A 12,922-nucleotide genomic window follows, 5' to 3' on the forward strand; every position below is an offset into this window, starting at 1 on the left:
GCGGTAGAGCAGGGCGCCGGCGACGAAGCCTCCGACGAACAGCAGACAGCCGACGGCCACGACCAGCCCCGACAGCACGCTGCCGAGACGGCCGTGGCCGTCCTGCGTCCGTAGTTTTCCGCTCATGCGCACCCCAGAGGTCGGTCGACGGTCCGGGACGGCACCCTACCGGCGGGTCACTCCCCGGCGGTACGCCCGGCGGCGGTCTTCCTGCGGCGCCACAGGACGAGCGGGAGCGCTCCGGCGATGCCCGCGGCGCCGGGGGCGACGGTCAGGGCGGCCTGGTCGAGGCCGGGCTGGTCGAAGAGGTCGGGGACCGGGAGCGTGGCCCAGCGGGTGAGGGGCCAGGCGACGACGACGGCGCGGCCGACGACGAGGTCCTCGGCGACGGTGCCGGCGCCGGGGAGTTCCTGGTGGAAGCGGGAGTCCAGGGAGTTCTGCCGGTTGTCGCCCATGACCCAGATGCGGCCCTCGGGGACCTTGACGGGGCCGAAGGAGTCCTGGCAGGGCACGGAGCCGGGGAAGAGGTAGGCGGTCTCGTCGAGTTCCTTGCCGTTGAGGACGACCTTGCCGCCCTCCTTGCAGGACACGGTGTCGCCGCCGACGGCGATGACCCGCTTGATGAGGTCCTTCTCCTCGGCGGACGGCATGAGGCCGATGAAGCTGAGGAACTTCTGCAGCACGTTCGGCTCGGGGGTCGTCTCGCCCTCCAGCCAGCCGCCCGGGTCGTGGAAGACGACGACCTCGCCGCGCTCGGGCTCGGAGCCGAACCAGGGGGTGAGCTTGTCGACGAGGACCCGGTCGCCCTTCTTGAGGGTGTTCATCATCGATTCCGAGGGAATCGAGAAGGCCTGCACCAGGAAGGTCTTGATCAGCAGCGCGAGCAGCAGGGCGATGCCGACGAGAAGCGGCAGTTCCTTCCAGAAGGAACGCTGCTTCTTCGGGCCCTTGCCGCGCGGGCCGTCGCCGTCGTTCCCGTCGCCGCCCCCGTGCGGGGGTTCGCCGCTGGTCATGTCGTCACCCGTCACGTCATCGCCTGAGGTCCCGTCGGCCCTTTTCTCGGGCTCGTCGTGTCCGGATCGTGCGCCGACGGCCAAATCCCCCACATCCACTCCTCACTCCGTGCAATCGCCCGTCCCGGAACAGGGACAGGCCCACCACTCCCATAACGAGCAGAAGTTCCGCAGGGGTCGGGAGCCAGGGCAATCCGTTGAGATCGCGCGGAGACACACTATGCGACAGACCGAGCGTGCTGCCGGAATCCGGACGTGCGTCCGGTACGGCGGCGAAGGTCTCGCGTTCCTCCAGGCGCCGCCAGTGGCCGACGGGCCAGGCGATGACGACCGCGCGGCCGACGACCTGGTCCTCGGCGACGGTGCCGTGGTCCTTCTCGTCGAGGTGGAAGCGGGAGTCGGCGGAGCCGGAGCGGTGGTCGCCGAGGACGAAGACGCGGCCCTCGGGGACCTTGACCTCGAAGGGGATGGTGGACGGCCGGTCGCCGGGGTACAGGTAGGGCTCGTCCAGGGGGACGCCGTTGACGGTGATCCGGCCGTCCTTGTCGCAGCAGCGCACGGTGTCGCCGCCGACGGCGACGACCCGCTTGATGAGGTCGCGTTCGTCGGCGGAGGGCAGCAGGCCGATGAAGGTCAGCGCCTGCTTGGCCTGTTTCACCCCCACGGGGTCCTCGGGGGCCGGGGTGGTGTCGGGTTCGAGCCAGTTGCCGGGGTCCTTGAAGACGACGACGTCGCCGCGCCGGGGGCGGGAGCCGAACCAGGGGGTGAGCTTGTCGACCAGAACCCGGTCCTGGATGCGGATCGTCTGCTCCATGGAACCGGAGGGGATGACGAAGGCCTGGACGAGGAAGGTCTTGAGGACGAGCGCGATGAGGACGGCGACCGTGAGGAGGATGGGGATCTCACGGATCGCGGAGCGCCGGCGGCGCCGTTTGACCTTGCGGGCCAGCTTGCGCCGCTCGGCCCGCCCGGGCCGGGGGGCGTCCTGGCCGTCACCCGCGCGGTGCCCGTGCGCGGGACCCCCGCCGGGCGGTCTGCGCCGGCTACCCATGGGCTCCCGCTCCGGCCTCCCCGCCGCGTACCGCGCCTTCCGGCGTCCCGGCCGGGTGACGGGCGTCGCGTACGGGGGCGGCGTCCGCCCCACGCACCGGCTCGGCGTACGGTACGGGCTCCGCCGCGGCGTACGGTGCGGGCCGCGGCTCGCCGTACGGGGCGGTCGCACCGCGCCGTACGGGCTCGACGGGCGGGGCGGTGGCAGGGGCGCGCCCGGGGCCCGCCGCGTGGGGCGCGCCGGTGCCGGACGGGGGCGGCGGGACGCCGTCGAAGGCGTCCGTCGCCGGGACGGTGGACCAGCGGCCGACGGGCCAGGCGACCCAGTCGGCGCGGCCGATGACCTTCTCGACCGGCACCATGCCGCCGCCGGGGCTGCCGAGGTGGTCGCGGGAGTCGCTGGACTGGCTGCGGTGGTCGCCCATCACCCAGAGCCGACCGGGCGGGACGACGATGTCGAAGGGCACGGCGGAGGGCTGGTCGCCGAACCTGAGGTACGCGGTCTCCCGGACGGGCACGCCGTTGACGCCGAGCCGGCCGTCCTTGTCGCAGCAGACCACCCGGTCGCCGCCGACGCCGACGACCCGCTTGACGAAGTCGGTCTCGTCGGGTTCGGCGAGGCCGAGCGCGGCCGCCGCGTCGTGCAGCAGGCCGGTGACGGGGGCGCCGCCCGTCTCCTCGCGGACGAAGGAGCCGGTGCCGTCGAAGACGACGACGTCGCCGCGGCGCGGCTCGGCGCCGAAACGGTACGCCAGCTTGTTGACCAGGATCCGGTCACCGACCTGGAGGGTGGGTTCCATGGAGCCGCTGGGGATCAGGAAGGGCTGCGCGACGAAGTGGCTGAGGAGCAGCAGGAAGATCACGCAGGCGGCGCCGACGAGGCCGGTCCTGCGCCACGAGGGCGTCCGTCGGGAGGGCCCGGGAACGCGCGCGGAGCGCGACCCCTCCTCCGGTGCGGAGGAGCGGTCGCGCTCCGTGTGCTGTGCTTCGGTGTCCATCGGTGGCAGAGCCTATCCGGCCCGCCTGTGCGTGGAGTCGGAAGCGTCGCGCGGACGGTGAGCCTGAGCTCAGTTGTCGCGCTTCTCCTTGATCTTGGCAGCCTTGCCGCGCAGCTCACGCAGGTAGTAGAGCTTGGCGCGACGGACGTCACCGCGGGAGACGAGCTCGATCTTCTCGAAGATCGGGCTGTTCACCGGGAAGGTGCGCTCGACGCCGACGGAGAACGAGACCTTGCGGACCGTGAAGGTCTCGCTGACGCCCGAGCCCTGGCGGCGGATGACGACGCCCTTGAACTGCTGGATACGGGAGCGGTTGCCCTCGATGACGCGCACGTGGACGTTCACGGTGTCGCCGGGACGGAAGGCGGGGAGGTCGGAGCGGAGCGAACCCGCGTTGACCTGGTCGAGCAGGGAGGCCATGGAGGTCTCTTTCCTCGCTGATGCCACAGGTCATCAGCGGTACGTTCGTGAGGATGGGATCGTCGTCCGCGAAGGGCGGGCGTCTTCCCCCTGTGGCAGGGGCGCGCGCCGGACGGACGACAGCGGCCTATTCTTCCACGCCCTCGACCCTGCGCCAAAATCGGCCGCCGGGTTCGGGGGCCCAGCCCAGCATCGAGAGGATCTCGCGGTCCTTCTTGTCGAAGGCGGCGGGGTCGCAGCGCTCGATGAGGTCGGGCCGGTTGGCCACGGTACGGCGGAAGGCCTCGTCGCGCCGCCAGCGGGCGATCTTGCCGTGGTGGCCGCTGAGGAGGACCTCGGGGATGCTCCGGCCGCGCCACTCGGGGGGCTTGGTGTAGACGGGGCCTTCGAGGAGGTTGGCCATGGCGCCGGGGGCGAAGGAGTCGTCGCGGTGCGACTCGGCGTTGCCGAGGACACCGGGCAGGAGGCGGGCGACGGCCTCGGTGACGACGAGGACGGCGGCCTCGCCGCCGGCGAGGACGTAGTCGCCGATGGACACCTCGTAGACGGGCACGCGGGTGGCGTACTCGTCCATGACGCGGCGGTCGATGCCCTCGTAGCGGGCCGGGGTGAAGATCAGCCAGGGCCGCTCGGAGAGTTCGACGGCGAGTTCCTGGGTGAAGGGGCGTCCGCTGGGGGTGGGGACGACGAGGACGGGCCCGTGCGCGCCCGCCTCGTACCCGTCGGCGAGGGTCTGGTCGAGGGCGTCGCCCCAGGGCTCGGTCTTCATGACCATGCCGGGGCCGCCGCCGTAGGGGGTGTCGTCGACGGTGTTGTGGCGGTCGTACGTCCAGTCGCGCAGGTCGTGGACGTGGACGTCGAGCTGTCCGCGGGCGCGGGCCTTGCCGACGAGGGAGACGTTCAGGGGTTCGAGGTACTCGGGGAAGATCGTGACGACGTCGAGCCTCATGCGTCCCGCTCCTCCGCGCCCGCGTCCTCCGCGTCCCGCTCCTGGGTCTCCGCGTCGCGCGCGGAGGCGATCACGGCGCGGTCGTCGATGAGGCCGGGGGGCGGGGTGATGACGGCGCGCTGGTTCTCCAGGTCGATCTCGGAGACGATCTCGGAGACGAAGGGGATCATCAGCTCGGTGCCGTCGGGGCGCTCCACGATGAAGAGGTCCTGGGACGGCAGGTGGGAGATCTCGGTGATGACACCGACCTCGGTGCCGTCGGCGAGGACCACGTCCAGGTCGATGAGCTGGTGGTCGTAGTACTCGTCCTCCTCCTCGGGCAGCTCGGTCGGGTCGACCTCGGCGATGAGGAGGGTGTTGCGGAGGGCTTCGGCGGCGGTGCGGTCGTGGACGCCCGCGAAGCGCAGCAGCAGTCGGCCGCTGTGGACGCGGCCGGACTCGATGGTCAGCGGCCCGGTGGAGGCCGGGTCGGTGAGGAGGACGGCCCCGGGGCCGAGCCTCAGCTCGGGCTCGTCGGTACGGACCTCGACGGTGACCTCGCCCTTGATGCCGTGGGCGCGGCCGATTCGCGCGACTACCAGCTGCACGACGTGAACACTCTCCTGTCGGACGACGACGGGCCGGGGCGGGCTCGAAAGCCCTCCCCGGCCCGCGCCGGCGCTTTTTAAGGTATGCGGCCGACCGTGGTCAGCGAACCTGGTCCACGTCGACGAGGTCGACGCGGATGCCGCGGCCGCCGATGGCGCCCACGACGGTGCGCAGCGCACGAGCGGTGCGGCCGTTGCGGCCGATCACTTTACCGAGGTCGTCGGGGTGGACCCGAACCTCGAGCACGCGGCCACGACGCAGGTTGCGCGAGGCGACCTGCACATCGTCGGGATTGTCGACGATGCCCTTCACGAGGTGCTCGAGAGCCTCCTCGAGCATGCTCAGGCCTCGGTCGACTCGGTCGACGCGGCCTCGGCCTCGTCAGCCTTCTTGTCGGCCTTCTTGGCCTTGGGGGTGATGGCCTCACCCTTGTCGTCGCCGCCCTCGAGGGTCTTCGCGAACTCGTCGAACGACGCGCGCTTCGCCTCCTTGGTGGCCGGGGCCAGCAGCGGCTTCTCCGGGGCCGGCAGGCCCTTGTGCTTCTGCCAGTCGCCGGTGAGCTTCAGGATGGCGAGGACGGGCTCGGTCGGCTGGGCGCCGACGGACAGCCAGTACTGCGCACGCTCGGAGTCGACCTCGATACGCGACGGGTTGTACGTCGGGTGGTAGAGGCCGATCTCCTCGATCGCGCGACCGTCCCGGCGGGTGCGGGAGTCGGCGACGACGATGCGGTAGTGCGGCTGGCGAATCTTGCCGAGGCGCTTGAGCTTGATCTTGACTGCCACTGGAGTGGTGTCTCCTGGTCTTGACGTGGTGGGGCACCAACGGGATGCCACGTGGGGTTGCGGTACCCGAGTTGCCCGATGGACGCGTCAGCCGGAGGAGAGAGGGGTCCTGTTCGACTGTCGAGTACAGCTAGCCATTGTGCCACACCCGGCCGGGTCAGTTGGCGGCGCCCACCGTCTCCGGAATGCGGAAGGGCTTGCCGCAGCCGCCGCACACGATCGGGGCCTGGGCCAGCACCGACGGCACCACGCGCACGTTGCGTCCGCAGTCGCAGACGGCCTTGACGCGGACGCCTCCGCCCGAGGAACCGTGCCGGGCGGCCGGTCCGCGGAAGGTGCGCTTGGTGTCGGCGGCCGTGGCCACGGTGTGGGCCTTCAGGGCGCGCTGGAGCCGTTCGATGGTGGGGCGGTAGCGGCGCCTCGCCTCGGCGTTGAGCGTGACCAGGGAGAAGCCGCTGCTGGGATGTGGCTCCTCGGGATGGTCGAGGCCCATCTCCTCGGCGATCGCGAGGAATCTGCGGTTGTGGTAGCGGCCGGCCCGTGAGGTGTCGCGGACTCCTCGGGCGGCGGCGATGCCGTGGACTGCCTCGTGGAGCAGTCGCTCGAAGGAGAGCTCGGCGCCGCAGGCGGACGAGGACTCTCCGATCAGGGACTCGGGCGCGGCGAGGTCCGGCAGCTCGGGGTGGTGCCGTTGAATGTCGGCCCACGCCTGCGCCAGCTCTGCGGCGAGAACAGGTGGTGTCGTGCTCACGTCGGGTACAACGAGCCGGATCCCTTCCGGGTTCCATTACGGGGCATCCCAAATAATTTGCACGTACCAGTCAGTTGGCCCCTGATGCGTCCCGAGGAGGGCCAGTGCGCCGATCTGTGGAGAAGGGGCGCAGGGGGCGTCAAGCCGGTGCGTAGTGGCGCATACGCCCCGGCGCGTGACCGCGGGGTGCGCGCCCCGGGAGGAGCGGCGGCGGGACCGGCCGGGCGAAGTGTTACGGGCACATTACCGGGACCGCCCGCAAGGCGGCGCACCGGGGCTCCCCCGGGCGAATCGGTGCGGTGCCAGGACTGGACGCGGACGGGGAAGCGCAGTTCCCTGGCTACGGGGGGCTGTCGTTCCGTCACGGATTGGGGCGTTCTCCATGACACCTACGCTCGTCCCGCACCACCCCGCCCGCGACTGGGCCGAGATCCAGGAGCGGATGCTCGTCCCGCTGTACGAGGCGGTCTACGACCGTCTCGGCGTGGACGCGCGGTCCCGGGTGCTCGGCCTCGGCTGCGGTTCGGGCCTCGCGCTGCTGATGGCGGCGGCGCGGGGCGCCTCGGTGACCGGCGTCGACCGGGACCACGCGCGCGTGGAGCTGGCCCGGGAGCGGCTGCCGGAGGGGGTGGCGGTCGGGGACCGGGTGCCCGCGGACGCCGGCCCGTACGACGTGGTGACCGCGTTCGACGCGACGGACGCGCTGGGCGCGGAGCTCGCCGCGATCACCCGTTCGGCGCAATCCGGTGCGGCGGTCGTGCTGGCGTCGGCAGGACCGCCGGAGCGGTGTGCGGCGGAGCCGGTGCTGCGGGTCGGGGCGCGCCTCGCGGACCGGTCCCCGGCGGGCCGCCCGGACCTGGACGGCCTGGTGGCCCGGGCGGGGCTGCGTCCCGAGGGCTCGGGCCGGGTGGCGTGCCCGTTCGGCTACGCGGACGGGGGCAGCGCGGTGCGCGGCCTGCTGTCGACGGGGGTCTTCGACGAGGCGGTGCGGGCGACGGACCTGGCGCAGGTGGAGAAGGAGATCGAGGAGGCCCTCGCCCCGTTCGTCCGCGCGGACGGCACGGTGTGGATGCCGAACGTCTTCCGGTACGTGATCGCCCGGGTGCCGTGACGGGGGGCCGGCGGGGGCGTGGTGCCCGTACGGCTCCGGGCCCCGGGCTCACCGTCCACCCCGGGGCCCTTCGCCCGCTCGCCCGCGCCGTCCGCCCACGGGCGGCTCAGTCCCCCGCGCCCAGGGCCCGCTCCGGGGCCGGCCGGGGAAGGCCCGCGGCGCGGTAGGCGTCGGCCTCCTCCAGGGTTTCGCGGGTGAGGAGGGCCTCGGCCAGGGCGTCGAGGCGGTCGCGGTGTTCGCGGAGTTGGCGGACCGCGCTCTCGTAGCACTCGTCGACGATGCGGCGCATCTCCTCGTCGACGGTGTCGAGGGTGGTGGGGGCCGCGGAGAGGCCGTACGCCTGCTGGGCGTCGCCGGGGATGGCGGAGAGGCGGCCGACGCGGGCGCTCATGCCCCAGCGGCCGGCCATGCCGCGGGCGATGCGGGTGACCTGTTCGAGGTCGCTCTCGGCTCCGGTGGTGACGACGCCGAAGACGACCTGTTCGGCGGCCATGCCGCCGAGGGCACCGATGATCCGGCCGCGCAGGTACTCCTCGGTGTAGGCGTACTTGTCGGCGTCGGGGGTGGAGAGCGTGACGCCGAGGGCGCGGCCGCGCGGCACGATGGTGATCTTGCGGACGGGGTCGGCGCCGGGCTGGAGCATGCCGAGGAGGGCGTGGCCGCTCTCGTGGTAGGCGGTGCGGCGCCGTTCCTCCAGGGGCATGACGAGAGGGCGTTCGGCTCCGAGCTGGACCTTCTCCAGGGCGTCGGAGAGGTCGGTCCGGGTGACCGTCTTCCGTTGGCGTTTGACGGCGAGGAGCGCGGCCTCGTTGGCGAGGTTGGCGAGTTCGGCGCCGGTCATGCCGGGGGTGGTGCGGGCGACCTGGGCGAGGTCGACGTCCTGGGCGAGGGGGATCTCGCGGGTGTGGATGCGGAGGATGGCCTCGCGGCCGCCGCGGTCGGGCGGGTTGACGTGGACGACGCGGTCGAAGCGGCCGGGGCGGGTGAGGGCGGGGTCGAGGACGTCGGCGCGGTTGGTGGCGGCGAGGACGATGACGCCTTCGGAGCCGGTGAACCCGTCCATCTCGGTGAGGATCTGGTTGAGGGTCTGTTCGCGTTCGTCGTGGCCGCCCATGCCGGCGCCGCCGCCGCGGGCGCGGCCGATGGTGTCGATCTCGTCGATGAAGATGATGGCGGGGGCGACCTTGCGGGCCTCGGCGAAGAGTTCGCGGACGCGGGAGGCGCCGACGCCGACGATCATCTCGATGAACTCGGAGGCGGAGGCGGAGAAGAAGGGCACCTGGGCCTCTCCGGCGACGGCCCGGGCGAGGAGGGTCTTGCCGGTTCCGGGCGCTCCGGCGAGGAGGACGCCGCGGGGCATCTTGGCGCCCATGGCGCGGTAGGCGTCGGGGTGTTTGAGGAAGTCGACGACGTCGTTGAGTTCGCCCTCCACCTCGTCGATGCCGGCGACGTCGGCGAAGGTGGTGCGCCGGGCGCCCTCCAGCTCGACGGGTTTCGGCGGCTGCTTGCGGCCGAGCATGCCGCCCGCGCCGCCCATGCCGGCGCTCATCCGGCGGGCGATGAGGACCCACAGGAGGACGAGGAGCAGCATCGGTGCCAGGGAGATGAGGAGGTTGGCGAGGAAGGAGCGTTCCTGGACGACCGGCCGGGCGGTGACGGTGACCTTCTGCTTCGTGAGCTGGGCCCACAGGTCGTCGTCGGCGAAGGCCGGGCGCTGGGTGCGGAACGTGGTGTAGTCGCCCTCGCCGTCGGGGACGGGCCGCTTGTTCTTGAGGGTGCCCTGGATGGCGTCGCCCTTGGAGTAGAGGGTGGTGACGTTGCCGGCGGCGACCTGTCTGCTGAACTCGGTGTACGAGATGGTGGGGCCGTCGCCCTCGTTGAAGAACGAGAGCACCAGGTTGGTGACGAGGTAGACGGCGAGGGCGGTGAGGACGAGGCTGCCCCAGCCGCCGGGCATCTTCCGCTTGGGGGGCGGGGGCGGCGGTGCCCCTTCCGAGCGCCAGGGCTGGTCGGTCCGGTCGCGCGGGGGTACGGGGTTGGCCACGTGGCTCTCCTCGGGGCGGCGGTCGCCCCCAGTATCGGCAGATCGGGGCGGAAGCGGCATCACGGGCGATCCGGAGGGACGACAAGGGGCCCGGGCGGTCGTCTCCGTACCGCTCCGGGCCCCTTGTCCTCTTCCGGCGTCCGGGTGAGGGGTTCGTGGCCCCTGCCGGGTCAGCCCATGAACTTCTTGAACTCCTCCGGGAGCTCGAAGTCCTGCGGGGCCTGGCCGGCGGCCGGGAGGCCGAACGCGCCGCCCTGCTGGGCGGCCTGCTCGCGGCGCTCGGCGGCGGCCTGCTCCTCGGCCTTCCGCTTCATCGGGTTGCCGCTCTTGCGCTTGCCCTTGGCCTGCTTCTGCTGCTTCTTCTGGCGGCCGGGGCCGCCGCCCATGCCCGGGATGCCGGGCATGCCGGGCAGGCCGCCGCCCTGGGCCATGCGGGACATCATCTTGCGGGCCTCGAAGAACCGCTCGACCAGGCCCTTCACGGCGCTGACCTCGACACCGGAGCCCTTGGCGATACGGGCCCGGCGGGAGCCGTTGATGATGGTCGGGTCCTGGCGCTCGGCCGGGGTCATCGACTTGATGATGGCGGCGGTGCGGTCGACGTCCCGCTCGTCGATGTTGTTGATCTGCTCCTTCATCTGGGCCATGCCGGGCAGCATGCCGAGGAGCTTGGAGATGGAGCCCATCCGGCGGACCTGCTCCATCTGGGCGAGGAAGTCGTCGAGGGTGAACTCCTGGCCCTTCTTCGACGCGAGCTTGGAGGCCATCTTGGCGGCCTCTTCCTCGTCGAAGGTCTGCTGGGCCTTCTCGATGAGCGAGAGCATGTCGCCCATGCCGAGGATGCGGGACGCCATGCGGTCCGGGTGGAACGCGTCGAAGTCGTCCAGCTTCTCGCCGTTGGAGGCGAACATGATCTGCTTGCCGGTGACGTGCGCGATGGAGAGCGCGGCACCACCGCGGGCGTCGCCGTCGAGCTTGGAGAGCACGACGCCGTCGAAGCCGACGCCGTCGCGGAAGGCCTCGGCGGTGTTGACCGCGTCCTGGCCGATCATGGCGTCGACGACGAAGAGGATCTCGTCGGGGCTGACGGCGTCGCGGATGTCCGCGGCCTGCCGCATCAGCTCCTGGTCGATGCCGAGGCGGCCGGCGGTGTCGACGATGACGACGTCGTAGAGCTTGGTCCGCGCGTACTCGACGGAGTCCTTCGCGACCTGGACCGGGTCGCCGACACCGTTGCCGGGCTGCGGGCCGTAGAAGGCGACGCCGGCGCGGTCGGCGACGACCGAGAGCTGGTTGACGGCGTTGGGGCGCTGGAGGTCGCAGGCGACGAGCAGCGGCGAGTGGCCCTGGCCCTTGAGCCAGAGGCCGAGCTTTCCGGCGAGCGTGGTCTTACCGGCGCCCTGGAGACCGGCGAGCATGATCACGGTGGGGCCGGACTTGGCGAAGCGCAGGCGGCGGGTCTCGCCGCCGAGGATCCCGACCAGCTCGTCGTTGACGATCTTGATGACCTGCTGCGACGGGTTCAGGGCCTTGGAGACCTCTGCGCCGAGGGCCCGCTCCTTGACGTTCTTGATGAACGCGCGGACGACCGGGAGGGCGACGTCCGCCTCGAGGAGTGCGATACGGATTTCCCGGGCCGCGCTGTCGATGTCCTGCTCGGAAAGGCGACCCTTGCCCCGGAGGCTCTTGAAAGTCGCGCTCAGGCGGTCGGAGAGAGTATCGAACACGGCGCTCGTCGGTCCTTGAGGTCGGGGGCAGAGAATCGCCCTCCAGGGTATCCGGCCCGCCGCGTGAATCGTCCCTGCCCACCGGATCCGCCGCCCGGGGGTGCGTCCCGTCCGGTCACCGCAGGGCCTTCTCCAGCGCCCGGGCGAGGTCGGCCGCCTCCCCGTCCGTGAGGAGGGTGCCGTCCGGGCGGGTCACGTAGAGGGTGTCGACGGCGTTGGCGCCGAGCGTGGAGACATGGGCGCTGCGGACCCGTACCGCCGCTCCTTCCAGGGCGCGGCCGATGCGGTGGAGGAGGCCGGGGGCGTCCTGGGCGCGGACCTCCAGGACGGTGGCGAGGCGGGATCCGGCGGCGGCGACGGTGACGCGGGGCGGCGGCGCCTGGACGCCGCGGCGCCGGGGGTAGGCGGCCTCGCGTTCGGCGAGCCGGGCGGCGATGTCGAGGGTGCCGTCGAGGGCGCGGACGAGGTCGGCGCGCAGGCGGTGGGCCTGGGGCAGGGAGCCGTACTCGGCGGCGACGCGCCAGTCGAGCACCAGGACGGAGTTCTCGCCCGCCCCGCCGCCGGGCCCGGTGGCGAGCCCGTCCGGGAGGCGTACGGCCCGTAGGTCGGCGGCGCGCACGGTGAGGCGGTGCAGGGCGAGGACGCCCGCGACGGCGGGGAGCACGCCGGGCCGGTCGGGCAGGGCGATGACCAGTTCGACGCCGACGGGCTCGGGCTCGTCCGGGTCGAGGGGCTCGTCCTCGCGGGTGTGCAGGGCGAGGACGGGTTCGCCGGTGCGCAGGGCCTCGACGGCGAGGCGTTCCTGTGCGGCGCTGGGGGCGGCGGCCTCGGGGTCGGGCAGGGGTTCGCCCGCGAGGACGCCCGCGACGCGTTTGACGAGGTCGTCGACGAGGAGGGCGCGCCAGGCGGACCAGGCGGCGGGTCCGGTGGCGAGGGCGTCGGCCTCGGTGAGGGCGTGCAGGAGTTCCAGCGTCCCGTAGGTGCCGACGGCGGTGGCGACGGACCGGACGGTGGCGGGGTCGTCCAGGTCGCGGCGGGTGGCGGTGTCGATGAGGAGGAGGTGGTGGCGGACGAGGGTGGCGAGGGTGGCGGTGTCGGTGCGGTCGAAGCCGATGCGGGCGGCGAGGTCGCGGGCGATGGTCTCCCCGGCGACGGAGTGGTCGCCGGGCCAGCCCTTGCCGATGTCGTGGAGGAGGGCGGCGACGAGGAGGAGGTCGGGCCGGCCGACGCGGCGGGTGAGGGAGGCGGCGCGGACCGCGGTCTCCACGAGGTGCCGGTCGACGGTCCAGGTGTGGACGGGGTTGCGCTGGGGCCGGTGGCGGACACGGTCCCAGTCCGGCAGGAGGCGGGTGACGAGTCCCTCGGCCTCCAGCGCCTCCCAGACGGGCACGGCGGGCGGCCCGGCGCCGAGGAGGGTGACGAGTTCCTCGCGGGCCTCGGCGGGCCACGGCACGGGGAGCGGGCCGGCAGTGGCGGCGAGGTGGCG

At 72.6% G+C, this 12,922-nt stretch carries 12 protein-coding genes and 1 pseudogene; 1 reads left to right on the top strand and 12 read right to left on the bottom strand.

Annotated features, from left to right (window positions below; genetic code table 11):
- Positions 1–176: 176 nt before the first annotated feature.
- The 9 genes and pseudogenes from lepB (RIF68_RS11100) to RIF68_RS11140 all read right to left on the bottom strand — a co-directional run bounded on the left by lepB (RIF68_RS11100) (position 177) and on the right by RIF68_RS11140 (position 6,554).
- Positions 177–1,097, bottom strand: coding sequence for a signal peptidase I (gene lepB / locus RIF68_RS11100; RefSeq protein WP_309051018.1), 921 nt, complete (start codon positions 1,095–1,097; stop codon positions 177–179).
- Entirely contained in the window at positions 1,030–2,064 is a 1,035-nt protein-coding gene (lepB, locus tag RIF68_RS11105; RefSeq protein ID WP_309051008.1) for a signal peptidase I, read from the bottom strand. The genes lepB (RIF68_RS11100) and lepB (RIF68_RS11105) overlap by 68 nt, the downstream gene beginning before the upstream one ends.
- A gap of 238 nt (positions 2,065–2,302) precedes the next feature.
- Positions 2,303–3,061 (bottom strand): annotated as a pseudogene (gene lepB, locus RIF68_RS11110) (signal peptidase I); the annotation flags it as partial.
- 69 nt (positions 3,062–3,130) lie between these two features.
- Positions 3,131–3,481, bottom strand: a complete 351-nt coding sequence (gene rplS / locus RIF68_RS11115; RefSeq protein ID WP_309051009.1) for a 50S ribosomal protein L19 — start codon at positions 3,479–3,481, stop codon at positions 3,131–3,133.
- Positions 3,482–3,608: 127 nt separating this feature from the next.
- Positions 3,609–4,430 (bottom strand): tRNA (guanosine(37)-N1)-methyltransferase TrmD, encoded by an 822-nt coding sequence (trmD, locus tag RIF68_RS11120; protein WP_309051010.1) that lies wholly within the window; start codon positions 4,428–4,430, stop codon positions 3,609–3,611.
- Positions 4,427–5,017: a ribosome maturation factor RimM gene (rimM, locus tag RIF68_RS11125; protein WP_309051011.1), complete on the bottom strand. Its 591-nt coding sequence runs from the start codon at positions 5,015–5,017 to the stop codon at positions 4,427–4,429. Before rimM ends, trmD begins: the two co-directional genes overlap by 4 nt.
- 100 nt (positions 5,018–5,117) lie before the next feature.
- The gene (locus tag RIF68_RS11130) at positions 5,118–5,357 is read right to left on the bottom strand and encodes an RNA-binding protein (RefSeq protein WP_005311361.1); all 240 of its coding nucleotides are present in this window, start codon (positions 5,355–5,357) and stop codon (positions 5,118–5,120) included.
- A gap of 2 nt (positions 5,358–5,359) precedes the next feature.
- Positions 5,360–5,803 carry a 30S ribosomal protein S16 gene (gene rpsP / locus RIF68_RS11135; RefSeq protein WP_309051012.1) on the bottom strand — a complete coding sequence of 148 codons (444 nt, stop codon included), beginning with the start codon at positions 5,801–5,803 and terminating at the stop codon, positions 5,360–5,362.
- A gap of 157 nt (positions 5,804–5,960) precedes the next feature.
- Positions 5,961–6,554 (bottom strand): hypothetical protein, encoded by a 594-nt coding sequence (locus RIF68_RS11140; RefSeq protein ID WP_309051013.1) that lies wholly within the window; start codon positions 6,552–6,554, stop codon positions 5,961–5,963.
- Positions 6,555–6,936: 382 nt separating this feature from the next.
- On the opposite strand from RIF68_RS11140, the gene RIF68_RS11145 reads away from it, so the two are divergent.
- Positions 6,937–7,665 carry a methyltransferase domain-containing protein gene (locus tag RIF68_RS11145; protein ID WP_309051014.1) on the top strand — a complete coding sequence of 243 codons (729 nt, stop codon included), beginning with the start codon at positions 6,937–6,939 and terminating at the stop codon, positions 7,663–7,665.
- A 106-nt stretch (positions 7,666–7,771) separates the two neighbouring features.
- Here RIF68_RS11145 and ftsH read toward each other — a convergent pair whose 3' ends face one another.
- From ftsH to RIF68_RS11160, 3 genes are all read right to left on the bottom strand, one after another.
- Positions 7,772–9,709 (bottom strand): ATP-dependent zinc metalloprotease FtsH, encoded by a 1,938-nt coding sequence (gene ftsH / locus RIF68_RS11150; RefSeq protein ID WP_309051015.1) that lies wholly within the window; start codon positions 9,707–9,709, stop codon positions 7,772–7,774.
- A gap of 170 nt (positions 9,710–9,879) precedes the next feature.
- Entirely contained in the window at positions 9,880–11,436 is a 1,557-nt protein-coding gene (gene ffh, locus RIF68_RS11155) for a signal recognition particle protein (RefSeq protein WP_309051016.1), read from the bottom strand.
- A 115-nt stretch (positions 11,437–11,551) separates the two neighbouring features.
- On the bottom strand, positions 11,552–12,922 hold a 1,371-nt coding region (locus RIF68_RS11160; RefSeq protein WP_309051017.1), incomplete at its 5' end, for an HD domain-containing protein.

Source organism: Streptomyces sp. (genome assembly GCF_031178505.1).
GTDB lineage: Bacteria > Actinomycetota > Actinomycetes > Streptomycetales > Streptomycetaceae > Streptomyces > Streptomyces gulbargensis.